Genomic DNA, 25,055 nt, shown 5'->3' with positions numbered 1-25,055 from the left:
GGATCAAGCTTCTGAACGAAGAAAATGTTCCGAAGAATACCCCTTTCCAAGCAGGAAATCACCACAGCTCAAAGGCCGGGAGACTCAAAGTAGGCGTCATTATTGGGACGGTTCGCGGATTAGTGGATCAAGCCGATCGGCATGCTGATGGGCCCACGAAAGCCAGTGCTCTGCCGGGCTTCCCGGCTGGATCTCCCCATGCTTGGCAATCAGCATTTCTTTGAGAGCGGCCAGATACCCTCGAAGCTGCTGTGCCTTGGCCCAATTGACCGCTTCCTGTTCCAACGCTTGTCGTCGGGCCGATTCCTCTTGCCGCTTTCGCGCTTCTTCCTCACGCTTTTGCTGAGCTTCACGTTGTGCTTGATGTTCCAGTTCACGTTTGAGCCGGGCTGCTTTCACTGCTTCTGCCGCCCTGAGTAGTCCGACGATAAACTCATTCAGGTAACCTTCGATTTTTGCCGTCTTGCCATCGCTCCAGTTTTTTTGAAGCCCATCAGCCCACACTTCTGTGATCTTCAGGGAAAGGGTGCCGGTCGGTGTATATTGGTAGCGCTGTCGTTGCCACCACTGTTGCGTTAGATCCTTCTGATCGGGATGGTTTATCCGCTGAAATCGTTCTTCGAGCCCAAACGTGATCGGCTCTCCATTGATGCGGACACCCAGTGTCTTGTGATAGCCCTGCTGAATTCCGACCGGATACCCACGCGATTCAAGCGCTTTAAAGAGGGTGTCCATGATCCGCAGCGCTCGGCCTAAACTTGTGGGGCTCACGCGTATGTTGCGCTGTTTGATGTTGCCTGACCAAATAGCACCGTAGGCATCCACTTTCGGTGATCGCCACTCGGCCAAATGTTCTTTTAGTAATTGATGCGGGTTGGTCAGTCGGTCTGGCACAACAATCTTCTGTTCAGGAGCCTGCTCCGCGATGATCCGTTGCGTGGCATCTTCTGAGAGTGGCGCCACAGATTGGGGTCTGATGGTGCGGTGAATGGTGACCCCCTGCTTGGCTGGGTCAGTGTTTGGTGGGAGCGGCAGTTGTTTGACGGTTTTTCCGGTCTCCTTTCGTCGCCAATACCCACGCCGAGGGTAGGGCACATTCAACTTCTTGCAGATCTTGGCCAAAGCAACATCTGAAATGCCGTACTCTTTGGCGAGTCTGGTCATGGGTGTCGACCACACCTGATCGTATAAGGCTTGCCGAGTTACTTCTATCCCGTTGCGGCGCGTATCGAACATCGTTCACCTTCCCGTTCTAGATAGTTGTGGGTTGCCTAACAGAAGGAGAGTGCAAATTCTTAGTTGACCGTAAAACGAGGGGAAATCGGACGGAGCGAATCTTCCATTTCTGATGTTTCAGAGAGCGTGTCTTTGGAGGATAGGGCATGCAATTTGTGACAGATACTTGCGTTGATTGCCGTTGTACACCTGTCAACCGAATTGAATGGGAATAGAGCCAGTGGTATAGTCGTCGCGCTATGGCGCAAGATCAACCCATCAAGGCACTCGTGGTGGCATTAGTCGATGATGCTGCGGCCGCGGCGTATTCGATCAACCGGCTCAAACCTGAGGCCTTGTGTTTTGTCCTGCCGGAAGGCAGCAAGTCGCTGGTTGAGTCAGCCGTCCAGCCGAATATCGATCAGATGCCCAAGCGGTGGGATTGGATCGTGCTGGAAGATGTGACGGAGTTTTCATCAACCTTCAAGACGCTCGCCTCCTCACTCCCGGAATTGTTTCGGACCTGGGCCATCCAGCCAGGTGAACTGGTTGTGGATATGAGTGGAGCCAAACCCGCGATGGCGGCCGCGCTCACGTTGGTGGCCGTGCCCTGGACCTCTCGTGTGGTGGCGTTGGTCCCAGCTCAAGAGGGGCAGGAGGATGACCGCGTTGACGTGAACGGGAAGTCCTTTATCTGGACCCACAGCAATCCCTGGGATGAACAGGCGGCCGTGTCACGTCGTGACGGATGTGAGCTGTTCAACCGCGGTCTCTTCCCCGCTGCCGCCAAGACTTTTCGCGATGTGGAGGTGCGGGTCAGCGGTGGGCAGAAGCCGCTGTATCGGGCATTTGCGGATTTGGCTGAGGGGTATGACTTGTGGGAGCGGTTTCACTATCGTCAAGCGTGGGAGAAACTGAAGACCGCCACCAAAGCTCTGGAGATGGCGTCACTCTGGGGTGGGCCGCCCGGCTTAAAGGCCATCATCCCTCCGATTAAGGCCAATGCCGGTTTTCTTGAGAAACTCGTGCTCGATCCGGCAGAAGTCAAGGAGTCGCTGATCCTGGACTTGTTGGCCTCTGCCGGGAGACGACTGCATGCTCGCCATGATCCTGAAACAGCTATGACGGCGCTCGTCCGGGCGCTGGAGGTCTGTGCTCAAGTCCGTCTGTATAAATCACACAAGATCAAGAGTTGGGATGCGCTGCCTGCACAACTGCCAGCTGCGCTTCAGGAAGTCTGTCAGACCTGCTACCTCGAAGATATCGACGGCAAGTACAAGTTGCCACTCCAGGCGCAGTTTCGTGTCTTAGCCGGCTTGGGCGATCAGCTCGGGCAAGCCTTTCTCAGGGAATGGCCGAAGATGAAGCCGTTGCTTGATGCCGCCAATCACGCTGTCCTGGGGCACGGCTTCGAGCCCATCAAGTCTGAGCGGGTCCAGCAGCTGTATGAGGTTGTGCTTCGACTGACGGGTGTTGTGGAGTCGTCGCTGCCAAAATTCCCCGTTCTGAACTTATGAGTTTTCGAATAGAATGCTTCGGCAGTGGACTCCCCAATAAAATGAATCATATGCGAATCATTTGTGCGGTACCCGCTGTAAACTCATTTGCCGGTAGTTCGAATTTCTAGACTCCCCCTACGATTCTTGTGTTGGATGTTCCGTAGGCATACACATATATATTCTGACGGCACGCTTCAAGCGTGAATAACAAAACAAGATTCGCCATAGTCACAAATGCCGCTGATTTTAGAAATCTCATTGGTTGTGACAACTTCTCGGGCATAAACCATTTTCAAACCAGCGCGCACGCAAACGATGTGAGACTTGCAGTATTGGTTGCTCAACCATCCGATAACCTATCCACCCATAACCCACAACGACCGCCAGCATCATGATGCAGGCAAGCACATTGTCTAACAAGCTGTTTGGCGCCGGAGATGCTATCAGCCATAATCGGCCAATTGCAGAAAGAACGAGAACATGAGACAGGTAAACCGTATATGAAATGTCACCGATGAATTGCAGTGATTTTGGAGCGGCTAATTTATGAAATTGTTCCAGTGTTACAACGGAGAATACGAGAAATCCGTACAGAGTACCAATGATGCCCGCTCGCAATATGCCTTCTTGTTTTAGAATATCGAAACCATAAATGATAGGAAGTCCAATCGATAGAACAAAGACAATTGTCAAGACGGCGTTACGCGCAGACAGTTTTGGAGCATGCTCTTTGGAAAGAGAGATGCCAGTCAATGCGCCGATGATGAACTCAAGCGAATATGGATGAAGAGCGATACGGGCAGTTGCTGACAAGTCAGCAACTGTTACGAGTAGATTGAGTATCGTGACGATTGCTCCCCATACGAGCAATGATGGGAATAGGAAGCGTTCATGAAATCTTAAAAGAATGGTGAATGCGAGATAGAACCATAATTCGTGAATGAGTGACCAAGCAACCATGACAAGCGGTAGGTGGTTGCTAGGTAATAAAAGAAAAGAGGAAATAAGCTGGGCTTGATGCCCTTGCGAGGAATTGACCCAATTGGGTTTGACTAAGAACACGGCAGCCGTCAAAAAGAAGTAGAACCAGTAAGTTGGATAAATGCGGGTAATCCGTCCCCAAAGAAACCGCATTATTTCGCTGCTGCGTTCGAAGCGACCTTCCGTTACGGTAACCATAACAAAACCGCTAATCACAAAAAACAGATCAACGCCTGATTGCCCGACACGTAACAAATCGGGAAGTAGTATGTCTCCACCGGAGTATTTTTGTTCGATGGATAAAGAGTGAAACGCTACGACGCCTAGAACGGCAATGCCTCTGAGCGCCTGAAGTGATGGCAATTTGTTCATGGGAAAGATAAACAGCCTAACTGTAAATCTGTCATAGGGGGGCAGCGCAGGTGTCTCTGTGGTCACAGGAGAAGCAACTCTACTTGAAAACCAAACGCTCGTCCAATATTGCTGGCCAGCCATCACAGGCTTTCCTGTAAAGTCTGCCTCTTGTAAGTAATCTTGCTTTGTTCCGTTCCCTGCCACTAAGGATACGCATGTTGTCGCATCCCCGTTCTTAGACTCGGCTTTTAATTGTTGCGGGTTGTCTGCGGCTTCAGGCGGATTCACGCGCTGCTGAAGCCAGCGCACCGAGGAGTATGTGGGTAAGAAGAATGGAGCGAAGCGTCATAGCGGAACCTCCGAGAAGGAAGGACGGGCTCTGGAGCGTGACAAAGTCCAGCCTAAGGCTAGGGGTCAGAATAAGCGGCAGAATACCATCAGCTCTCATATGCGACAATTGCCTTGCCTCGACAGTCCGACTTACTAGTTCTTCGGATTTCTTTCTGGCTGTCAGGGGTATCCCATGGTGCTGAGAAATGATCTTTAGAGAAGTGACCGTCGGTAGCAAGTCAGAAACCACACTACCCAAACCGAATCGCTTGAGGGAAGGTGAAATTCTTGGAGACTGGCGCAAGCAGGAATGTCATACCCAAGTGGACTCTGCTACAATTCCACGCCGTTTTTGAAACGCTTGCGATGAACGGGACAAGAAGTAATCGAAAAATCACTGAAAACTCACTGTAAAGTTATAAATGAACAAGGTAAACAGTTGGAAATAAAGATTTACTACGAAGATACCGATTGCGGTGGGGTCGTCTACTACGCCAATTATCTGAAATATTTTGAGCGGGCTCGGACCGAATACCTCGAGATGCGTGGGCATTCGGTGACTGCGTTGATGGAGCAGGGCATTATCTTTGTTGTCGTGCGGGCAGAGGTGGACTATTGCTCACCTGGTCGGTATGGAGACACGTTGGTCGTCGAAACGGCAGTCGACGATGTGACTCGAGCGGCGTTGACCTTTTCACATGTCATCCGTGAGAAAGTGAGTGGGCGTGTCGTGGTGAAAGGCTCAGCTCGGTTGGCGGCGACGGACGGCAACGGCAAGGTAAAGCGTCTGGACAAGGTGATCATCGCCGCGATACAGTCGGAGCCGCATACTGTGGAGAGACCTCATCCGTAATGTGCACTGCGAGGAGCCAGCGGCCGTCCGTTGCTTTCCGCAATGGACGAACGACGGTCCCCACGTTTGGCCCTGTTCGGTCATCGTTCCATGATGAGCGCGGTGCCTGGATCTAGCGGCTGCTCTCAGCCAGCGCGTCGTCGCCATGCCCTGATTTGTGAGAGCGGCCATTGCAACAAGATGAAAGGAGTGTCCCGTATGAGCCAGCAGATTCCCGGATATACCTATGGCACCTCGGCGGTCACAAAGTCGCCGGTGAGCCTTGCCGATTTCGAGCTGATGAAAAAGAGTGCGTTGTTCGGCGACGAGGACGTGAAATATTTACGTCTCTCGCATGACGTGGTGAAGGACCAGGTGGAAGCCATTTTGGATGTGTGGTACGGCTTTGTCGGGTCCCAGCCGCATCTGCTTCAATCGTTCCTTGGTAAGAGCGACGGCAAGCCTCTCGGCGACTATTTGGGTGGAGTGCGTAAGCGGTTCGGCCAGTGGATTCTCGACACCGCCCGTGCAGAATTCGATCAGAAGTGGCTCGATTATCAACATGAGATCGGCCTGCGTCATCATCGTACGAAGAAGAACCAGACGGATGGTGCGTCAGCGTCGGCCGCGATCGTGCCGTTTCGCGACCTCTTCGCGCTCATCTTTCCGGTGACCTTTACGCTGAAGCCATTTCTTGCAAAGAAGGGCCACTCGGCCGAGGAAGTCGAGAAGATGTATGCCGCATGGATAAAGTCTTGCCTGCTTCAGCTTACGCTCTGGAGCCACCCGTACGTGAAACCCGGCGATTTCTAAGTGCAGGTTCAAGCGAATTGTGGGGACATTCTCACCGAAACCGAGGTAGTACGTGGAGTGGTTGAGGATGTCCCTCCTGTTCTTGCTCGATTGGAGAAGGCTTGCGGTCAGGTATGATTCAAGAGAGACTTCGCTGGCCCCAGCAGGCGTGGATCGGGGCCGTCATCAACCAATAAGATGGGTCGTTCAGCGGGGCTGTTAGCGAGTCATACTCCTTATCGCGATCTTCTGTGAGGCTCCCATCGGCCTGTTCGGAAGCACGGATTCCTTCCAAACTTTGTCGCCACCACAGTCCCCACGGGCTATCGCTCCTGACAACCGATGCACTCGCCTTATGGCGGAGATTGACCAGGCCACAGCGCTCAAACAGGACCGGAAGTTTCCGCCCAAATAGTGGGTCATACCCTCGTGCGGTCCACCACTCACCGTTCTTCCAGGCACGATGATACGGTTCATAGTGAGGATGCGCAGGGTCTACAGGGGCGACCAGACCCCAATCACCATCCTCGTCAATGAGCCATCCCCCTGGCCGCAAGCACTCCACCATACGGCGAATGGCGTTCTCCTGTTTCCCGGCCAGCCAGAAGAGCAGGAGGCGAGCACAGACCAGATCAAATGAGCCGGGGCCAAGCTCGTCCAAGGGATCGCTCAGAATGTTGTGCCGGCGTATGTCGAGGTTTGGGATACTGAGGCGTTGAAGGTAGCTGGTGTCGACATCAGTGGCGACCACCCGGCCATGTTCACCAACTTGCAGGGCCAGCCATTTCGCCATGGATCCACGGCCTGCACCTACTTCAAGACACCGCCACCCTGGCTGGACCAAGGTGCGTCTTTGACGGGACAGCGGGTCGAAGATCTCTTCGAGCAGGCTGAGCCGTTCATCTTCCACTTGTTGACGGCCTTGTGCCGAAAGGCGATAGCCGGGAAGCGATCCACCTTTACCCGATGGAGGTGGATGGTCTGCCAACGTGGCAGGAAGAGGCAGAGGGTCCTTCCCTGTCGAGGAACTCACGGCCGACGAGGCGAACTGAGTGAAATGGATTGGGGTGGCTTCTTCCCCGTTTGTAGCTTGCCGTGAGCTGAATGCCCTGCTGTGGATGAACTCACGACGATTTCGATTCGTCGGTTTCTGTTCCGGCTTTCATCGTTGTCGGGTGACTTCGCTGTCGTATACACGACAGCTTTGACGCGGTCGGCATCGACCCCGCTGTTGATGAGGGCTTGGCTGGCATGCTCGACGCGGGCGCGCGAGAGCTCCAGGTTGTCCTTAAACAGCTTTCGTGCGTCGTTGCGGATCGGCTTTGTGTCGGTATGGGTGGTCACTTCGATGTTCCGATAGCGAAATTTCTGCAACACCGTCCCGATCTGCCCAATCAGTGAGTTGCCGCTCGGTGTGACGGTGGCTTCCCCTGGGGGGAATAACTCACTGCTGATTAACGCGAGCGTGAGGGCGGTTCGCTCCTGTCGCAGGGCCACGGTGCCTCGCTTCAGCTCCTCTCCCAGCGTGCCGGAAAGCGCTTCGCCGATCTTGGTCAGGTCGATGCCTCCGGCGTCCGTTCCATCTCCAGAAGACGCACCCGGAATGGGGAGATCGGTCACCGATAAATTACTGTCGGGAGGGAGCTCGGCGACGGGATTTTGAGCGGCAGGACTCACTTCCAGGGAAGGGAGGGCTTCATCCGGTTTCGGCAAGCTCCGTTCAAGGTCCTCCAGTAAGCGTTTCGTGCGCGCAATCTCGGCATCTCGATCCATCAACATCGGACCGAGATCCGCATATTTTTGTGTCACTTGTTTGAGATTGTCCCTGATCTGCCCCAGCTCTTGTTCTTTCCCAACCATTTGCTGTTCGAGTTCGGTGACACGGCGTTTGATCTGTGCGGGGTCCTGCTCCTTCCCAGCCGTCTGCTGTTCAAGTTCAGCGATGCGGCGTTTGGTCTGAATCAGTTCCTGTTCCTTCGCAGCTGTCTGTTGCTCCAATTCAGTTGCCCGCCGTTTGGCTTGCGCGGATTCAGACTCTTTCCCAGCCAACAATTGCTCAAGGTCGGCGATCCGTCGTTTGGATTGAGCCGGGTCCTGCATCTTCCCAGCCGTTTGCTGTTCCGTTTCGGCAGGCTTGCGCTTGGCCTGAGCTGACTCCAGGTCTTTCGCTGTCATCTGTTGCTCGAGGTCGGTGATACGCCGCTTGGCTTGTGCCAGCTCTTGTTCTTTCCCGGCGGTCTGTTGTTCAGCGTCGGCGGTCCGACGTTTCGCCTGGGTCAGGTCCTGCTCTTTGCCGACCAGTTGCTGCTCAAAATCGGTCGCCCGGCGCTTGGCCTGCGTCGATTCGTACTCCTTCCCAACGATCTGTTGTTCGATCTCAGCGACACGCCGTTTGACTTGGGCGAGGTCCTGCTCCTTCCAGGCCATCTGCTGTTCGGCTTCCAGCACCCGGCGCTTCGTTTGGGTCAGGTCCTGCTCTTTTTTTGTCAGCTGTTGCTCAAGGTCGGTGACACGGCGTTTGGCCTGCGCCGATTCCTGCCCTTTTCCCGTGGACGCCATCTGCTGCTCGACGTCGGAAATACGGCGCTTGGCTTGGGCGAGTTCCTCAGTTTGTGCCGCAAGGTCTTCTCGAAACTTTTTGGAGTTTTCGTGAACGCTGGCACGCAGGGTTGCGATCTCACTCTCCTTGGCATGGAGCTGGATAACCAGTTCGCCGATCCGTCGTTTGGCAGTTTCCAGATTGCCTTCAGCAAGTTGTCGTTCCAACTCATCGATACGTTGTCTCGCCTGCTGGAGACTATTCCGCGTGGTGCTCAGCTCCTGCGACAGCTCTTTTTCCGAATGTCCCCTTGGCGTGGAATCCTGTTCTCTTTGAGCCAGCTGAGCGACGAGCTGCGGCTGATCCGTTGATGGTTTCTGGGCGGCTCCAACTCCGGCGGTCTGGATGAGGGAGGCCTGTTCGTCCACGGACAAGCGACCCACTGCTCGAGGTCCGATCTGCTCGTGTGGATCGGAAGGGATCTCGGCTGTGGGAGTCGGGAACGAAATGAAATGAGGTGTCAGAGGCTTGTGCGCATGATCCGGCCGTGATTCAGATGTGGCGTGTATCACAACCGATGGAATGCCGGCCACCGCGAGCAGAGGATTCTCGCAAAGCAGGGCAACAAGTCCGATCATGAAGATGAATACTGTGCTGATCATGTCTCACTCCCAACGATGCGGTGACTGTTCATGAGGTCAGATCCTACCGGAGACCGACGTGTCATGCCATAGGATGTGTCTCTCAAGAGACCAGGGGGCATCACAGGTCAGCGTACCTGACACGAACGGGAATGCGATGTCGGACGTACATGAAACAAAGGCGCTTGGCGATCCTATCGTCTTCCTGATTTGCTTTGCAACCCACGAGATTCACGCGATGGGTTCAGGGGGGAGACTAGCCCTCAACAGCTTCATGTGGATGGACCTCCGCAAGAGGGCATGGTTCGTGAGTCGTGACGGGCGAGAACGGTGCGTGTCAAGCGAACGGGTTCGTGTGCTCAGTTTCCGATGCGGCCACGCTCAATCGACAGGGTACAGATTGTCTCGCGTCGTGACCCGTTTTTGGCGCTCGACCACCACGCCAGTGCACTGATAGCCCTCTTGATTCAGAAATGGGAACATCAGGAGGAGGATATTGGAATTCACTGTGACATCGTCCGGATTCAACCGAACGCGTTGCTCACGTGCCGCCAGCTTCAGATTCAGAAAGCACCCTTCTTTCGTGTATCCATTCGCGGTGACTTTCCCGAGCTGACCGGCTCCTCCTGGCACCTGGTCTGTCTGTGAGGCACAGGAGAATAGCAACAACGAAGCGAGGATGCTCAATACTCTGACGGCTGAATGCATACGAGACCTCAACAGAGTTTCAACGTTCACTGTGTCTCATGACCCGAGTGAGCCATGAGGGAAGACCGTCCTGGTTTAGTCTGGCAGGGACTCCTCTGAGAGGGGTGGATCGCACACCTTGAGAGATCCCACGAGATTGTCAGAGAAAGATCAGGAGAGAGTCAAGCGGAGAAAGCCCCTTGCGTGGCGCAGGGAGGGATATGATCCTTAGTCCGGTACTTTCAGGGTTGATCTGACGGGCTTAACATATAGTCGCCATACCCTGTGGATAAGGCTGTTGATACTGAATCATTTTGGAGAACAATCGAGCCTGTGGCGTATTGATTTATCACCTTGCCTATTTATTGTGCATCCGCACGAGATGAAAGTTGCTACAACTAATTGTGGTTTTAGCGGCCATTGTGACCATTTTCACGCATTCCTAGATGTGAGTGCTCAAGAATGCCGACGGTTTTTGGCTAAGGGTAGCGAATGCAACCACCCTTGAAGCTATCCACAGGATTGCCGGAGTTTTTGGGATTTTCCGTCTCTTGTGTATACCTAGTGTCCTGTTTCAATCTGTCATGGGCTTGTTGAAAGAGGGGTGGCCTCCCCTTACCCGAAGGCGATGGGGCTCGATGGCCGAGCCAGCCCTATTTTTTTCGATACACATTGAGCCCGATTTTCTCTTGCCTATCTGGGATGGAGACGTTGCCCTCCGTTGACGCGACAATGATTGTTTTGCCTGTTGAGGATGGGCCGAACTCTTTCGAAAGATCCACTTTGATGGTTAAGACAGTACCGTCAACGCTCATTTCGACGTTCTTCATGATCTGCTCCTTTTATGGCTCAGTGTGAGGTTGGGTTTCTCGGTTTCGAGGAAATCGACGGAATCATGTTTCAGCTTCCTGGTTTTATCGTTTCTCGATAGAGCAACAAGCGCTAAACGGGTGTTTGTTTTAATAGAGTCGTCCCGTCAATGGACTAGCGTCGTGCCGGCGAGTTTTTTGGCGATGCCGGGTAAATGGCCTTGGGCGTCCGCACCTTGAAAGCTGAACGTCAGGACGAAACCAGAACATTGGGTATAGCCGGTTCCCCCAGGGCCTTTGCCGTTTCGAAAATCACCGACGACCATGTCGCCTCCTGTACAAACCGGGAAAGTCGTTCGCTTGAAGGCAGGATTCTGCATGTAGAGCTCTATCATCTCTTTGGTTTCTGCCGTGGTTTCGCTCTGTAGCTCACGGTGCACATAGATCGACAGCACTTGGGCATTAGGCCATTGCCATGCACAGCCTTCACCCGTTCCCATTCTGGACTGGACGGCCGATAGCTTCGGAGATGTGAGTAAGCTGCAGACTTGAGCCGCCATAGGGCTTTCGGCGTGACTCGGGGACGCGATCAGCAGTCCACAGAGGACGATGAACTGTCGGAGCTTCATGTTGCGTGTTCCCATGAAAATAAGGTCAGCGGTCTCCATGTATCAATGGCACAGGATGAACCATTTGCGGGAATTGTAGTCCCTTGGGGCCTTCCGATCAATGACTGTCTATGAGGATGCTGAAAAAACCCGCCAGCAGCGTTCTCACGTCACTCAGAGGTTCAGCGTACCGAAGCTTACGCCTCACCTCTTTGCTCACTGTGGCCTTGCTGGACAACCTTTTTGAGCATCCTCAAGTTCTTGTGGCATGAGTACGGCATCGAACATCTCAACGACGTTCTTGGCAATAACCGAGTTTTTATGCAACCCGCTATGAGCGGCCCCAGGAACGAGGCCAACTCTGAGGCTACTCGGTTCAAAGCAGGTATTTCGTGGGCAATGGTTCAAGATCTTCCCATTCATATGGTTCACCCTCGTGAGGTTGGCCACGCATGATTGGCGGTGCTACTGCCGTGACTTAAGGGCTTGGGGCGAGTTGTGTGATTGAGATCAGTGTGATCGTGGTGGTCCGGGATTCGCCGTTGTGTCTATTTCTGATGCTGACGACGACTTCGCGTGGCTGTGATCCCCATTGCTCAAATACGAGATTCGCGTCAGAACCGTGCTTGGTATGGGGTATGCCCAATCGTTCGCCGGATTGGACATCATAGCCCCGTATGCGTTGAGAGCCGCTTGCCGGCAAGTAGTCGTATGCGAGCACTTGACCATCGTTTGCCCAATGAAAGCTCAGAACCTCTCCCTCCGTGACCACGTCGATTTCTTGTGCCGCCCTTGTACGAAGGTCCAAGAGGCCCACGAGCGTATGGTGGTCCATCGTGGAAAATGCTGCAAATCGCCCATCCGGTGATACCTGAACAAGATCGAATCGTTTTGGATGGAAATACAGGCCGGGCGCAATCTTGGATTCAGTCGGGAGGTGTTTCACCGTGAATTGATCAGAGATGGCTGGATCAACGGAGGTGATAACCAGGGCTTGCTGATCCGAGGAAAGGTTCACGGATGAGGGATTAACCAGAGGCACCGGGTTGCAGGCCAACAAGCAACCACTGATTGCGAGGATGCCTGCGGAGGGCCACTTGCCGGCACAATCGGTCATCGGACGAGTGGGTCGCTCAGAGCCCAGGGATGGGCTGCGCTGTCGCACCAGCCCAGAAGTAGTTCCCATCAACGTCTTTGTACCAATGGGCATTGCCGTTGACGCTAAGTCCATTGCTCGTCCAGCCTTGATACTGTAGCCGCCTTCCGCCTTTGATCGTGCGGACAAGGGGAGCGGCTGATGTCGGAGCTTTTTCACGGATGTTGAGGTCGACGCGAGTTTGTACGATACCCGGTTTCTTCACAAAATTAAACGTGGACGGACTCTGTTGGATGTCCTTGGCCATGTCGACGAGCTGGTCGAGATCCACTTCCAGACCAGGGCACGTCTTGTCCGCGCGAATCTCGCGATGGCCGATGATATGATCGCGATCGCAAGGGATCGCCCATCGTCGGCTAATGGCCTCAATCAAACCGGCACTGGCCTTGTACAGCGCGTCGGACCAGGGGCTATCTTCTGTCCCTTCGTGCTCAATTCCGATCGTATACCAATTGGGGTTCACGTCGGCCTTCAATAATCGCCACGTCGGAGAGACGATGCGGCCTGCGTGCCACGCTCGATCGCTTTCTCCTACGTATTGATGAATCTCGCCGGACTTCCCGATCCCATAATGAGCGGACACACCCGATTCCTCATTCGTGAACCACGCGTCTGTCCCCTTGAGTGTGCCCTCCATGATATGAATGACGATGGCTTCCGGTCTGTACCCCTCTCGCCCTTTGTCCTTGTTGGGACTGCCGATCCATTGAATAGCCATAAGTGTCTCCTCAATACCCTTTCGCATACTCTGAGTGCCTGCAAGGGGGAGATTCTGTCCCCATTCTGAACGCTACTGGTAGTCATCCTCAAGCGCTTACCAGCGACCATAAGCCTGAGAGTCCCACGTTAAGTGCGACCGCGATGGCTCATCGCAACACGTTTAAACCATTAAACCACACGACTAGGACACGATAAACTGCGCGGTCCCTCTCAAATATACAGCTGAGTACAGAAGTTCTGGCCCCGGTGGCGGTCCGGCGATTGTTGTTGGAGCAGTCGTTGTGATGCCGAGCACCTTCACTCGTGCCCCGTTGGATTGCGGCATGACCGTTACGGTGGGCACGATCAGCGAAAATGAAACGGTGCGGAGATCGGGAACAACTTCGAGCGTGACCGTGACGATCTCACCCAACGCCGTCTGTTCGATCTGAATGTCATCACCCCGGAAGGTGAGACTCCGCAGATCATCCCGATAACTGAGAATCGGCCCTCCTAGGATACTTGTTGTGGAATAGGTGACATGAATGGTCTTGCTGCTGAGCTCAAATAAGTTGGCGCGTGTAAATCCTTCCATGGTCGATCCCCCCGTACAGCGAACGCGATGAAAAAGATAGTCCTGTCGCTTCATTGACATCATTGTCTGCAGACATTCTCAAATGGATGTCCTTAAAATTTAGATGTGCAATAAGCAGACCTCTATGCAGTTGCCATTTTTCTGGGGATTTGTCGCGTTTCCACACTGAGCTGTATGGCGATGAATCGAATTCGATACAGACTGAATCTCATTCGATACATATAGACCTATCGTCCAACCTCCTTGTGAGGGTTCTCTTTCCGCTTTGGGTGGGCGGGCTCAAGTTCCAACTGCAAGGGGTGAATGAGAGCGCAGTTGCGCGTGGATCTCCATCGGCCTCGCAAAGCCGAGGCATTTCCGTGGGCGCGTGTTGAGCTGATGGACAATGACATTCACTCCCGCTGGGTATCACCCGATGGATCCGTGCCCTTCGGCAAGTATCGGTATGGCTGGCCATTGGTATTCTCGTTGGTCCCGCGTTGCCAGGGGCCGTGCGGATCGGCAAAGAGCATCTGGATCGCGAGGCGGGGTGCCGACTGCTCATGGTCCACTATCCCTTTGCCCCGATCATAGGTCAGCGTTTTCCGCGGTGGGGTGGGCACATGCGGGAGCTTCTTCGTAAAGCCCCGATACGCACCGGCGGCAACCGTGCTGTCCATGCGGACCAGCAGCACTAGGCGCGTCGTCCGTTCCACTTGGGTGCCCACGGCCGAGCCATTGTGGGCATCTTTCAGCAAGTCGCCTTCCCAGCAACCGGGGACGGTCTGGGTGGCGACGTCGGCAGGCTGTTCGGTGATCGGGGTCATATTGAGAATCTGGCCCCGGCGGTCTTGGCCGCGCACCCGATGGCGACGGGCCTTGCAAGCCTGCCACAAGGGAGCCACTGATTCGCTCCGCAGCGTTTCACGTGGCAACACGTACAGCGCCGTATACATGGTTTCTGGCCACTTCCCGGCTCAGGGTACTCGGGGCCCGTCCTAGGATCCGCGCCGTCGTTCAGAGCGAATGCGTGTGGGGCAGGCCTAGCCCCAGGGTCTTCCTTCCTCGGGTGTCGGTGTCGATCCTGAGTGTGGGGTATGAATGCCTAGGCAGCAACTCATGTTTTGCAGCCGTGGCCTGTCTTCACGGGCAGTCTACGGATATCCGAGCATCCTTCTTTGGGCTGTTCAGCAAGGGGCTGTTCAGCAAGGGGCTGGTCATGGCATCGTTTGAGCAGTGCGGTGAATAAATCGTCGAGTGCCATCAATGCCTCTCCCACGACATGACGAGCTTCTCGTTCTGAATATTGTAAAGGAATCAGTCTCCGGCGCTGCCATCTCTGGAGCAGAAACGTTCGCCCAATTTGGGCATAGGGTCGTTCACATCCCATCACAAACTCTCGGCCTTGGTCATCTTCGAGAATGAACCCTTTCACATTCATTTTGGCTCTCCCAACTCTCCCGGCAGTGTTCGCTTCTGGAATGTCTGTAGAATCTGCCGGTTCTCAACATGTTTTAGCCTGTGCGGTGATGGCCTCAAGACGGGATGCTTCCTTGCCTCGTCATGAGAGAACTGTCGGAAGACCGGGACGTCGGAAGGCGCCGATGACAACCGATACGTTGTCTACTTCGGACCACGACAGTCTCGCGATCTCCGGTTCGGTGCCGAGCGATTGAAGCAGCAGGAGAATCCCGAGAAACGCGGCGATGATGGCAGGCCAGACCATCGAGAGCGCGCTAAGGATAAACGCGAGAGTGATTGCTGTAAACACAATCTGGACGAACTGGCTTTTGAGCATGATCATGGGGTTCTCCTTCGTATGCCCTTTCGGTACATCATCAATCTGGTGATGGAGTTTTTGTCATGATAAAGCCCCGCAACAGGTCGGCTATCGTTAACCGGATATTTCAGAAATTGGTCATCCTGTTACAGCTCATTGCAGCTGCGCATAACCATCGATTCTGAGGACACGAGGCACCGTTGAGAATACACTTCGCATGAACCATGCCTTGGTGCATTCTCAGGGCGTAGTAATCTTTCAAAGAGTTATCAGTGGGCATATTGCGTAATAGAGCGTGTATGCGTATCTTTTTCGATCCAGTGAATCAGAAAGGATTCATCGAGAGGGGTAAGAGGCTGTCCCTTAGGCTGTGACGGATCTTGTCTTCGTTCGTCGAGCGGATTGTCTGGATGGGTGCGGTTTCACAAATGTGAGGGGGAAGTATCGTGCCCGTTTGACGGGGATCTCAATATTCAGATCCGGCCAATACAGAATGTCGGGATGGAGTTGCACCACGTGGTTGAGCTTTATTGAAGAGGCGGTTCGCAGTTGAGGGAATTCGAGAAACGAAACAAAGAGCTCACTGTTGTTGGTCAACAGCCAGAGTCCATGCGTAGAGACAAGGGTTACATTCACTTTCAAATCGGTTTCGCTTTGGATGAGAGGTTGCATCTGGCTGCTCCTTGGAAAAAGGCATGTTCACTCTTGGTCGAACCTGTTCGTGAATCATGCTGATGTCAGCTATCCTGCTTTTGATAGTCCTTCACTTCGCAGAATACCGGCGACATTTTGTCCATTCACAAACACATCGGCGATGAGGCGATGGTAGACGTCACGGCCCTGTGGCACGATCCGAATAGAGCCACTGCGCAAGAGCTCGTCCAGCCGTTGTTTGGCGGCCGGCCCCGCCGGCTCATTCATTTCTGGTGTATCGATGCCGCGCAGTCTGATGCGCTCGCCTCCAACGCGAATGGTGTCTCCATCGACTGCCCGTACCTGGAGGGTGCTCAGTAGTCTCATCTCGTGTCGTGTGCTGGATCGAAGAGTAGAGGGCCGAATAGATTTGTGGTCGGCTCTCAACTTGTACCGTCCTTTGGGATAGCGTTGTGGGCGGCTGTCCGGTGGGCGCTTGTGTCGTGGCTGTTTGTAGGTGGGGAGCCGATCAGAACGGTCTTCGTTCGGCGAGGGATACCAACAGAGGTCACATTGCTGGTTCAGGGTTGATCCAAGGTCGGACTGTTCAAGCCGCGCTGCAGAGGCGCTTGATGATATCTGGAGAGACCACCAGCCGATGAGTACCCAGGTTGTCAGAATCAAATACGGTTTCATGGTGTACTCTAGATAAGAGCAGGTGTTGTGCCAGGTTCAGACCAATTGACAATGGTCAAAACGGCATGCTGGAATGGTTCCCGTGAAGGTGTGGATGGCTGATGGTAAGTGGCTTATGGCATGAACAAAGAAGATCACGTTTCTGCGTGGTTGGGTATGTTCTTAGCTATTCTCTATCAGTTCTTGGTTTCATGTAATGGAGGTTTCAAGCCATGGATATGATGGGACGGGTGGGGTTGATTGAAATTCCTATGCTGATCGCCCCCGATCAGAAAGCCTGGATGGATCGCATGATCAAGGAAGGGAAAATTGCCATTCCACCCGGGGGGACGTTGGAAAAAGGGTCGTTATATTCAATGTTTGTCCGCATGCTGCTCCATAACGCCATGGAAGAGCAGAAGCGGCAAGAAGCTATGGAAGCAGAAGATGAAGATGATGAATAGTAAGGGGAGCGAGCGGTGAGTAGAGACTTCTAGAGAAGCACGCCTGAATCTAAACAGATACGCCCTGTATCTATTTGGATTCAGATATCTGTCTCAGGAGGGGACCACTAACAGGTTGCGGGAAAACTCGTTTTGACCTCTGTAGCTGTCTCAGCGATCGAGGGATAAGAGGACTCTGAACAGCTCAGCAGGATGCGCAAAAATGCTGTCCGGCAAGGCCGTAGCGAGCGAAGAGGCGAATCCTACTCAGTGCCGTACGGTGAGCTTCTGAGCGATGCGAGAACGCCGCTGGCGGACTTTATCCGCATCCAGCTAAAGCTTCTTGAATGCAACCTGGGCCGCGCGGATGGTTTTCTCGATGTCTTGCGCACTGTGGGCAGTGGAAAGGAATGCCGCTTCGAACTGAGAGGGGGCAAGATAGACGCCCTGCTCCAACATGTGGTGAAAAAACTGGCCGTACCGTTTTGTGTCAGATTGTTTTGCCGTGCTCCAGTCCACCACCGGGCCTGGAGTAAAGAAGGTCGTCAGCATCGATCCGACGCGTGTTTGCGTCACGGGAACTCCTGCCCGTTTTGCGGCTTCACCGATGCCCTTGGCGAGGGTCACGGATCGTTGCTCTAACTGCTTATAGACTCCCTTCCCCCGTAATTGCTTCAGCGTCGCCAATCCAGCTGAGACGGCCAGGGGATTTCCCGAGAGGGTTCCTGCCTGGTAGACCGGTCCAACTGGGGCGATGAGATCCATGATATCTTTCCGTCCGCCGTAGGCACCGACAGGCAGCCCTCCCCCGATGATTTTCCCTAATACCGTCAGGTCCGGCTTGATGCCATACAGCGCTTGAGCTCCGCCATAATTCACGCGAAAACCTGAAATGACTTCGTCAAAAATTAATAGGATTCCATGCTCGGCAGTCAATTGTCGAAGAGCCGGCAGAAAGCCCGGTGCGGGCGGTACGACACCCATATTGCCTGCGATTGGCTCGATGATGATGCAGGCGAGTTGCTTGTGATTCGCTTTGATGAGCTCTTGAACAGTCCGAATGTCATTATAGGGTGCGGTCAGGGTGTGTTTCGCGAAATCCTCAGGCACACCTGGTGAGTCCGGAATTCCCAATGTCGCCAGACCTGAACCGGCCTTTGCCAATAAATAGTCGCTGTGTCCGTGGTAGCACCCTTCGAACTTGATGATTCCAGTGCGTTGGGTGAACCCCCGAGCGACACGAATGGCGCTCATGACGGCTTCGGTTCCAGAGCTGACCAACCTGAGTTTTTCCATCGATGGGAATGCGTGGCGAATTTCTTTCGCCAGCGCGACTTCCAATTCCGTCGGTGCGCCGTAACTGGTGCCTTGTCCAGCCGCCTTCTTGATCGAAGCAATGACCGCTGAATGGGCATGCCCCAGGATCATCGGCCCCCAAGAGAGCACGTAATCGATGTAGACATTCTTATCCACATCGTAAAGGCGCGATCCTTTCGCACGTGCGATGAAGCGCGGCTGTCCTCCCACCGAGCGGAACGCCCGGACAGGGCTGTTGACGCCGCCTGGAATCAGCTGTTGGGCTTCCGTAAAGAGTTTGGCAGAGCGGGATGTCTTCATAACGGGGGCGCACCCTACCATGGAGGACGAGAGTCGGTCAAGAAACTGGAGGGTAGGTCATCGGATATCAGTTCCTTAGAAGGCCAAAAAATGTCGATAGGATCCACTTCTTATCAATATGGATACAGCAGAAGGCGGGGTCTTTCGATCGAACGGTCAAATTCCTTTGTAATTGTCTACTGGGTTGTCAGGTATGGCTGGCGGCGCGATTCTTGCTGTATTTACATATGGAAAGTGAGATGGCCATGAAGGTTATTTGTTCTTGGTGCCGAGGGGAAGGTCAGGATGGTTTCGTCGGGGAAAAAGCGCCGTTTGATGATCCTCGGGAGACGCATAGTATCTGCCTCACACATGAAACAGCAGTCAGGGCTCGCTGGGAGGCGCGTCGACAGACGACAGGGGGCTTGTCCCTTCCTGCCAGGCTTATCCGAAGTCCTGCCTGCTGTATGAGCTAGTTGGTGCTCTTTACACCGCAGTTGGGGCGGGACTCTCAAACGGCTGGTTCCTGCGGGTCTTTTTGATCTCTGCCTGCCGTATCAGACTCTGAACAGCTTTGGCGGAACTCTATTTCTTGGTGGGTTTCTGCTTAGAAGTCGCGGAGCGTGTTCGGACTGGGTTTTCTGCAGACTTTCTCTGCTTTGTGGCGCTGAACTCTTCCAACTCCCACCGATGTCGCGTCGACTTATCCTGTGCCGTCACGGCAAACACCGCATGAAACGGGGCGCTTCGACCGTCCGCCGTTTGTCCCTTGCTCCAGGCTTCTCCGGCGTCGTTGAGGACTTCCAGCAGCGTTTCATACTCCTCTTCGTCATTGGGGAGTACCGCCTGGGCGTTCGAAATGAGGAGAATGTAGCCTTTGGCGGGTAGCCACTCGAAATCGGCGAGACATTCTTCCAAGGCATCCCAGTTGTGCCCAAAGTATTCCGGGAAGGACAATGCCTGCGCGAATTCATCGAAGAGGCTCGATGTCGTTCGACATTTCTTGCCCTCGATCGTGCGCACCAGAAATCCGGCGGGAGCAGTGATTATCGTTGTGGCCGAACTCCCGCGAGGTAAGACGAGCAGTCCTGACCAGGGAGGTACTGAAGCGCTGAGATGGGTGCGGAGGGACAGTTTTACCGGCATAGGGCGCTCACCTGCTGCAGTGTCTGTCAATTGAGGGGGACAAACGTTCTGTAGTGATCTCCGGTATAGTAGGCTTTCCCGGTTCGCTGCTCGATCACAATCCGCTCGGCGTCACGCCCGCGGCCGTGGATCTTCGGGTTGACATCATACTCCCGATAGCGACCGGGAGGAAGACGGCGTTCTCGGTTTTGGAAATCACGCCCACCAACATAGCCTGGAAGCGGACGCCCGCCTCGCTTTTCCAGTTGTGTGAGGAGATCGTAGGCTTTTTCAGGCGCTGTTGCAAACCATGAAGGATCGTCGGTCTGCGGGGAAAGAAGAATCGAGGCGTTGGTGGTCAGGGTGTTGGGATTGAGGTTGTGAGTTGCGATGCCGATCGATGGAACGAGTGCAAGCGTACAGCAGAGGGTGACGAGTAGGCCGAAGAATTGAAGTTGCTGCCATCGATGGGTGGACACAGGTCCTCTCATGTGTGGATCTGGGGGGCAGACGAGAAGACCGTAGCATTCTCTTTTCGCGAAGGTCAAACATCCTCCATAGGGATTCACGTACTTGCCTGGATGTCTTCAGCCCTGTTTGCTAGAATGAGCGAACTGGGTGTGCCGCGGACAAAACCGAAACAATCATCCATATCGCCATTGATTATCTTGCGGAATGTACGTCCTGTGCTGAGGAGTGGTTTGAGCGGATCGGTCTGTGTATCGCGGGCATGTGTTTCCACTCTACTTGTGCTGGTACTCCTCACGTTGTCGGGGCCGTCGAATGCGCAGATGAGTCCGAGCGGTTCGATGCGGAGATCTCCGGCAGACGTCGTCAAGCGCTATGTGTCGTTGGATCAGAAGGGGGCACGCCTCGAGGCCGCCTCATTCGATACGGTCATGCCCTATATCGAGTGGAAAGAGGAGCCAGCCTGGGGGCGCATCGTGGTGGTGCAAAAAACGACCGTGTCCGAGGATTACCGGCAATGGGAGATCGTGAATAATCTGGAAGTTATCATCCCGGTGACCTTTCAGGTACGGGGCTCGGTGTATCTCGAGACGGCCAGTTTCGTCCCTGAGGACAGGACCGAAGAGGTTCGTTTTCATGTGAAAGTGGTGGGTCATTACTGGCGTATTCTCTCACCGGTCATCCCACCCCATGTCGGATTGAAGCGGATGGTGAGCTTTGCTCGAGATGCGGCTCTCCACGAATCGGACGACACACAACGCACAGTACTCACTGACCTTATCGAATCGTTGCGAAAGGCAAACTAATGGCACAGACGCCGGTGGATCTCCTGATCTTTGACTTGGACGGAACGTTGATCGAGTCTAAATGGGACATCGCTCATGCCGTCAATTTCACGTTGAAAGAGTTGGGACTGCCTGAGCGTCCTCTCGAAGAGATCTTCGGATTTGTCGGAGACGGGGTCAAGCGGCTGCTGCGTCTGGCGGTTGGGGAAGGCAATCAGGAGAAATTTGAAGAAGCCTTGAAAGTATTCCGAGGCCATTATCTCGAACACTGCTTGGACCGGACGACCTTCTACCCGGGAATCGAGCCCATGCTCGAGCATTTTGCTCACAAGCAGAAAGTGATCGCGACGAACAAGTCGATTGAGTACACGCGCGTAATCTTGAATGGGTTGGGGCCACAACATTTCATGTACATGGTGGGCGGAGACAACGGCTTCGGATTGAAGCCGGAGCCAGGGATGCTCCTCCACATCATCAGCAAAATGGGCGTGCCGAAGGATCGGACGGTCCTTGTCGGAGACAGCACGAACGATATCAACGGCGGACATAATGCAGGCATTCGGGTCTGTGCCGTGGGGTACGGCATGGGCAATCGACAGAAGATGGAAGCCTGTCAGCCTGATTGGTTCATCGAAAAACCGGAACAACTCACGGAGCTGTTTATATGAAAACTCAACCATCACTCGTATCTGATGAAGTGCGTCTTCCTTGGCTCCGCCTCTCGCGTCTTGCTCCGCATATCTTGCAAGCGTTCGGAGTACGCCCCACGTTTCACGAAGGACGCTTCACGATCTGTGCTGTTGTCATGGCCCTCAGTCTTGTCTGTAACGTCAATGCGCTGTCGGCAGCCTCACCAAGCTTTGCCGATCGGGTGATCGAGCATCGGCTTGCCAATGGGTTGACGGTGCTCATGGTCGAGCGGCATCAGACGCCGGTTGTCTCGATCAACATTACCTTCGCCGTGGGCGGTATCAATGAGCAGGTCGGTCAGACGGGCATTGCCCATCTCTACGAACACATGGCCTTCAAGGGCACGCGTGTCGTGGGAACGACCGATTACGATAAAGAAAAACCGATCCTCGCCGAGCTGGCCGTTGTCGGGACGGAGCTCGATCTGCGGGAACGAGAAGCGGCAGGGAAAGGGGGAGGGGCGACGGCGGACGAACGAGCGACAGTCGAATCGCTGCAGAAGCGATTTTTGGCCTTGCAAGCACAGGCCGGTCAGTATGTGGTCGGCAATGAAATGGCACTGCTGTACCAGCGTCACGGTGGTGTGGGACTCAATGCTTCAACAGGGAAAGATCTGACGCGGTACATGATCAGCTTACCTTCCAATCGACTGCCCTTGTGGGCGGCGATCGAGTCGGATCGGATGGCCAATCCTGTCTTGCGCGAGTTTTACAAGGAGCGCGGCGTCGTGATGGAAGAGCGGCGGATGCGCAACGACGACAGCCCGAACGGGCTGTTGTTCGAAACCTTCACTTCGGCGGCATTCCGAGCCCATGGGTACGGGATTCCGACCATCGGATGGGGATCCGATATCCTGTCGTTGACACCGGCGGCTACAGAAGCCTTTTTCAAGACCTATTATGGTCCGAATCGCGCCACGATTGCCTTGGTGGGGGATATCAATCCCAAGGAAGTCATCGCCTTGATCGAGCGGACGTTTGGAAAGATTCCTGCCGCGCCGCCGGCACCATCCTTGGTAACGGTGGAACCGGAACAACGAGGTGAACGCCGGGTCGAAGTGGAATTTGATGCCGAGCCGGCGATCGTGATCGGTTATCACAAGCCGACCCTGGGCCATCCGGATGATGATGTGTGCGATGTGATCGATGCAGTGCTCAGCGATGGCCTGACGTCCCGCTTGCACCAGAAATTGGTACGGGAGAAACGTCTGGCCGTCTCGGTCGGGTCCGATGCCAGTCATCCCGGAGTTCGTGCGCCGAATCTGTTTGTGATCACGGCCACGCCATTGGCTCCCCACACGACGGCGGAAGTCGAAGCGGCGATTTATGAAGAGGTTGAACGGCTGAAGCAGGAGCCGGTCTCAGCACAGGAGCTGGAGAAAGTGCTGAATAACTTGGATGCGGATCTCGTGCGCGGACTACGATCCAACAGTGGGTTGGCGTCTCAACTGGCTCTGTACCAGGCTCTCGCTGGTAATTGGCGCTACGTTCTCACGTCACGTGACAACGTAGCGAAGGTCACGGCTGCCGAGGTCCAGCGGGTCGCCGCGCAATACTTTACCCGGTCGAATCGAACCGTCGCCGTGTTGGTCAAGAAAAGCCACAGCAAAAGTGTAACGGCCATGTCGGGCAACGAGGTGCAGCCATGAGGATGGTGAGGAGTGAGGGCCGATGGGTGAAGGGATGGCGCATAGCCGGATTGTTGAGCCTGGCCGTACTACAGGCCTCGGCCATCACGGCGTACGCAGGGGAACCGGTACTTGGTGATCCTCGGACCATGACATTTCAACCCGTGGAGTTTTTACCGCCGGAGCCGGAGCGGATGACTTTAGAGAACGGCATGGTCGTCTATCTTTTGGAAGACCATGAGTTGCCGCTCGTGTCGGTGACGGTCACGATGCGAACCGGAAGCTGGCTTGATCCCATCGACAAGATCGGATTGGCATCCATGACAGGGGCGGTCATGCGGACGGGCGGCGGAGGAGGGCTGTCGGCCGAGCAAGTTGATGCGGAGCTAGAGCAATTCGCAGGCGATGTGAGCATCGGAATCGGGCGGCAATCAGGGTCGGCTTCGTTGGATGTGTTGAGTAAGGATGTGCCTCGTGGGCTGGAAATCTTGGCTGGCCTCTTGCGACGACCCACATTCGAGCCGGCTCGCGTGGAGTTGGCCAAGCTGCAGGCGATCGAGGGGATTCGCCGAAGGCAGGATAATCCGGGGTCCATCGTTGGTCGAGAATTTGCCAAGGTGCTCTATGGAGCTGATCATCCTAGTGCCCGAGAAAGTTCCCTGGATTCGATCACGCGGATTACGAGAGAGGATCTCCTCACCTTCCATCGCGATACCATTCATCCCAATGGGATGATTCTCGGTGTGACCGGCGACTTCAAAAAAGATGAGATGCTCGCCGCACTGCGCAAGGTCTTCGGAGACTGGAAAAAGGGAACGGTGCCGGAGTTGAAGATTGCCGATGTGCCGGACGCGGAGCTGTCCAGACCGGTGGTCCGATTCGTCAGTAAAGAGACGTCGCAGACCCATCTTCGTCTGGGACATCTCTCGATTAAGGAAAATGATCCCGACTATGTCGCCCTGGCTATCGCCAACGACATTTTAGGGGGAAGTTCGTTTCGTAGTCGCCTGTTCAATGATGTACGGACAAAGCGGGGGCTGGCCTACTCCGTCGGCAGTCGTCTCCATACAGGTACGCATGATCAAGGAGTCTGGCTGATGCGGGCAGAAACCAAGCTGACCTCAACCCAGGAAGTGATTGAGCGGTTTGTGGCGAATATCGAACGGATGCGTGCGGAGCCGGTGAGCGATACCGAACTGGCCGAGGCCAAGGAAGCCTATGTGAACTCGTTCGTGTTTTCCTTTGCCAGCCCTTCGGCGATTGTCAGCCGGCTGGTCGAGTTGGAGTACGATGGGTTGCCGAAGGACTTTCTGCAGCAGCTGCGAGCCAAGGTCGTGGCGCTGACCAAGGAGCAGGTTCAGGCCGCAGCCAAGAGACATTTGCGTCCGGATCGGTTGAAGATTGTTGCGGTTGGGTCCGGTGAGACCTTGCCGAAAGCGCTCGCAACCTTTGGAGATGTAAAAGAGATTAAGTTGAGTCCGGAAGGGTGAAGGGGTGGCGTAGCTGGTGAGAGTCGA

General features: G+C 54.5%; 27 protein-coding genes. 8 read left to right on the top strand and 19 right to left on the bottom strand.

The window, feature by feature from the left end:
- Window positions 1-99: 99 nt before the first annotated feature.
- Entirely contained in the window at window positions 100-1,236 is a 1,137-nt protein-coding gene (locus COMA1_RS02115) for a cell envelope integrity TolA family protein (protein WP_090743088.1), read from the bottom strand.
- 239 nt (window positions 1,237-1,475) lie between these two features.
- On the opposite strand from COMA1_RS02115, the gene COMA1_RS02110 reads away from it, so the two are divergent.
- A complete protein-coding gene (locus COMA1_RS02110) occupies window positions 1,476-2,732 on the top strand; it encodes a TIGR02710 family CRISPR-associated CARF protein (RefSeq protein WP_090743085.1) in 1,257 nt (418 codons plus the stop codon).
- Between the two features lie 237 nt (window positions 2,733-2,969).
- On the opposite strand, the gene COMA1_RS02105 is transcribed toward COMA1_RS02110, so the two are convergent.
- Complete coding sequence (locus COMA1_RS02105) at window positions 2,970-4,067, bottom strand: acyltransferase family protein (RefSeq protein ID WP_407921310.1); 1,098 nt, start codon at window positions 4,065-4,067, stop codon at window positions 2,970-2,972.
- 751 nt (window positions 4,068-4,818) lie between these two features.
- Between COMA1_RS02105 and COMA1_RS02100 the strand changes: the two genes are divergently transcribed.
- Window positions 4,819-5,232 carry an acyl-CoA thioesterase gene (locus COMA1_RS02100; protein WP_090743079.1) on the top strand — a complete coding sequence of 138 codons (414 nt, stop codon included), beginning with the start codon at window positions 4,819-4,821 and terminating at the stop codon, window positions 5,230-5,232.
- A 198-nt stretch (window positions 5,233-5,430) separates the two neighbouring features.
- Entirely contained in the window at window positions 5,431-6,024 is a 594-nt protein-coding gene (locus COMA1_RS02095; protein WP_090743076.1) for a protoglobin domain-containing protein, read from the top strand.
- Between the two features lie 118 nt (window positions 6,025-6,142).
- On the opposite strand, the gene COMA1_RS02090 is transcribed toward COMA1_RS02095, so the two are convergent.
- The 14 genes from COMA1_RS02090 to COMA1_RS02030 form a co-directional block, all read right to left on the bottom strand.
- Window positions 6,143-7,036 (bottom strand): methyltransferase domain-containing protein, encoded by an 894-nt coding sequence (locus COMA1_RS02090; protein ID WP_176697781.1) that lies wholly within the window; start codon window positions 7,034-7,036, stop codon window positions 6,143-6,145.
- A complete protein-coding gene (locus tag COMA1_RS02085; protein ID WP_090743070.1) occupies window positions 7,033-9,204 on the bottom strand; it encodes an OmpA family protein in 2,172 nt (723 codons plus the stop codon). Before COMA1_RS02085 ends, COMA1_RS02090 begins: the two co-directional genes overlap by 4 nt.
- Before the next feature lie 360 nt (window positions 9,205-9,564).
- A complete protein-coding gene (locus COMA1_RS02080; protein ID WP_090743067.1) occupies window positions 9,565-9,891 on the bottom strand; it encodes a hypothetical protein in 327 nt (108 codons plus the stop codon).
- A 632-nt stretch (window positions 9,892-10,523) separates the two neighbouring features.
- The gene (locus COMA1_RS20865) at window positions 10,524-10,700 is read right to left on the bottom strand and encodes a hypothetical protein (protein WP_176697780.1); all 177 of its coding nucleotides are present in this window, start codon (window positions 10,698-10,700) and stop codon (window positions 10,524-10,526) included.
- A gap of 146 nt (window positions 10,701-10,846) precedes the next feature.
- On the bottom strand, window positions 10,847-11,308 hold the full coding sequence (locus COMA1_RS02075; protein ID WP_141654183.1) for a hypothetical protein: 462 nt from the start codon (window positions 11,306-11,308) through the stop codon (window positions 10,847-10,849).
- A gap of 457 nt (window positions 11,309-11,765) precedes the next feature.
- Window positions 11,766-12,473 (bottom strand): hypothetical protein, encoded by a 708-nt coding sequence (locus COMA1_RS02065; protein ID WP_141654182.1) that lies wholly within the window; start codon window positions 12,471-12,473, stop codon window positions 11,766-11,768.
- Window positions 12,421-13,161: an N-acetylmuramoyl-L-alanine amidase gene (locus COMA1_RS02060; protein ID WP_176697779.1), complete on the bottom strand. Its 741-nt coding sequence runs from the start codon at window positions 13,159-13,161 to the stop codon at window positions 12,421-12,423. Before COMA1_RS02060 ends, COMA1_RS02065 begins: the two co-directional genes overlap by 53 nt.
- Before the next feature lie 183 nt (window positions 13,162-13,344).
- Window positions 13,345-13,791, bottom strand: coding sequence for a hypothetical protein (locus COMA1_RS02055; protein ID WP_090743051.1), 447 nt, complete (start codon window positions 13,789-13,791; stop codon window positions 13,345-13,347).
- 338 nt (window positions 13,792-14,129) lie between these two features.
- Entirely contained in the window at window positions 14,130-14,672 is a 543-nt protein-coding gene (locus tag COMA1_RS02050) for an IS30 family transposase (protein ID WP_090743048.1), read from the bottom strand.
- Window positions 14,641-14,721 carry a helix-turn-helix domain-containing protein gene (locus COMA1_RS22095; protein ID WP_141654269.1) on the bottom strand — a complete coding sequence of 27 codons (81 nt, stop codon included), beginning with the start codon at window positions 14,719-14,721 and terminating at the stop codon, window positions 14,641-14,643. The genes COMA1_RS02050 and COMA1_RS22095 overlap by 32 nt, the downstream gene beginning before the upstream one ends.
- Before the next feature lie 112 nt (window positions 14,722-14,833).
- Window positions 14,834-15,157: a hypothetical protein gene (locus COMA1_RS02045; RefSeq protein ID WP_090743045.1), complete on the bottom strand. Its 324-nt coding sequence runs from the start codon at window positions 15,155-15,157 to the stop codon at window positions 14,834-14,836.
- Window positions 15,158-15,277: 120 nt separating this feature from the next.
- Window positions 15,278-15,520, bottom strand: a complete 243-nt coding sequence (locus COMA1_RS02040; RefSeq protein WP_090743043.1) for a hypothetical protein — start codon at window positions 15,518-15,520, stop codon at window positions 15,278-15,280.
- 339 nt (window positions 15,521-15,859) lie between these two features.
- Window positions 15,860-16,168, bottom strand: a complete 309-nt coding sequence (locus tag COMA1_RS02035; protein WP_090743039.1) for a DUF2442 domain-containing protein — start codon at window positions 16,166-16,168, stop codon at window positions 15,860-15,862.
- A gap of 69 nt (window positions 16,169-16,237) precedes the next feature.
- Window positions 16,238-16,825, bottom strand: a complete 588-nt coding sequence (locus COMA1_RS02030) for a thermonuclease family protein (RefSeq protein ID WP_090743036.1) — start codon at window positions 16,823-16,825, stop codon at window positions 16,238-16,240.
- Between the two features lie 212 nt (window positions 16,826-17,037).
- On the opposite strand from COMA1_RS02030, the gene COMA1_RS02025 reads away from it, so the two are divergent.
- Window positions 17,038-17,268 carry a hypothetical protein gene (locus COMA1_RS02025; RefSeq protein WP_090743033.1) on the top strand — a complete coding sequence of 77 codons (231 nt, stop codon included), beginning with the start codon at window positions 17,038-17,040 and terminating at the stop codon, window positions 17,266-17,268.
- Window positions 17,269-17,580: 312 nt separating this feature from the next.
- Here COMA1_RS02025 and hemL read toward each other — a convergent pair whose 3' ends face one another.
- The 3 genes from hemL to COMA1_RS02010 form a co-directional block, all read right to left on the bottom strand.
- Window positions 17,581-18,864, bottom strand: a complete 1,284-nt coding sequence (gene hemL, locus COMA1_RS02020) for a glutamate-1-semialdehyde 2,1-aminomutase (RefSeq protein WP_090743030.1) — start codon at window positions 18,862-18,864, stop codon at window positions 17,581-17,583.
- Between the two features lie 564 nt (window positions 18,865-19,428).
- Window positions 19,429-19,989 (bottom strand): barstar family protein, encoded by a 561-nt coding sequence (locus tag COMA1_RS02015; RefSeq protein WP_090743027.1) that lies wholly within the window; start codon window positions 19,987-19,989, stop codon window positions 19,429-19,431.
- Between the two features lie 26 nt (window positions 19,990-20,015).
- Entirely contained in the window at window positions 20,016-20,447 is a 432-nt protein-coding gene (locus tag COMA1_RS02010) for a ribonuclease domain-containing protein (protein ID WP_218055289.1), read from the bottom strand.
- Between the two features lie 330 nt (window positions 20,448-20,777).
- Here COMA1_RS02010 and COMA1_RS02005 point away from each other — a divergent pair, with 330 nt between their 5' ends.
- The 4 genes from COMA1_RS02005 to COMA1_RS01990 are packed head-to-tail and all read left to right on the top strand — an operon-like array spanning window position 20,778 to window position 25,028.
- Window positions 20,778-21,242, top strand: a complete 465-nt coding sequence (locus COMA1_RS02005; protein ID WP_090743023.1) for a hypothetical protein — start codon at window positions 20,778-20,780, stop codon at window positions 21,240-21,242.
- Complete coding sequence (locus COMA1_RS02000; protein WP_090743020.1) at window positions 21,242-21,889, top strand: HAD family hydrolase; 648 nt, start codon at window positions 21,242-21,244, stop codon at window positions 21,887-21,889. Before COMA1_RS02005 ends, COMA1_RS02000 begins: the two co-directional genes overlap by 1 nt.
- On the top strand, window positions 21,886-23,559 hold the full coding sequence (locus COMA1_RS01995; protein ID WP_245630814.1) for a M16 family metallopeptidase: 1,674 nt from the start codon (window positions 21,886-21,888) through the stop codon (window positions 23,557-23,559). The genes COMA1_RS02000 and COMA1_RS01995 overlap by 4 nt, the downstream gene beginning before the upstream one ends.
- Window positions 23,556-25,028, top strand: a complete 1,473-nt coding sequence (locus COMA1_RS01990) for a M16 family metallopeptidase (RefSeq protein WP_090743017.1) — start codon at window positions 23,556-23,558, stop codon at window positions 25,026-25,028. The genes COMA1_RS01995 and COMA1_RS01990 overlap by 4 nt, the downstream gene beginning before the upstream one ends.
- The last annotated feature ends 27 nt before the right edge of the window (window positions 25,029-25,055 follow it).

This window comes from Candidatus Nitrospira nitrosa (assembly GCF_001458735.1).
In the GTDB taxonomy this organism is placed as follows: domain Bacteria; phylum Nitrospirota; class Nitrospiria; order Nitrospirales; family Nitrospiraceae; genus Nitrospira_D; species Nitrospira_D nitrosa.
The sequence above is the reverse complement of the archived record's forward strand: the minus strand, read 5'-3'. Positions and strand labels throughout refer to the sequence as shown.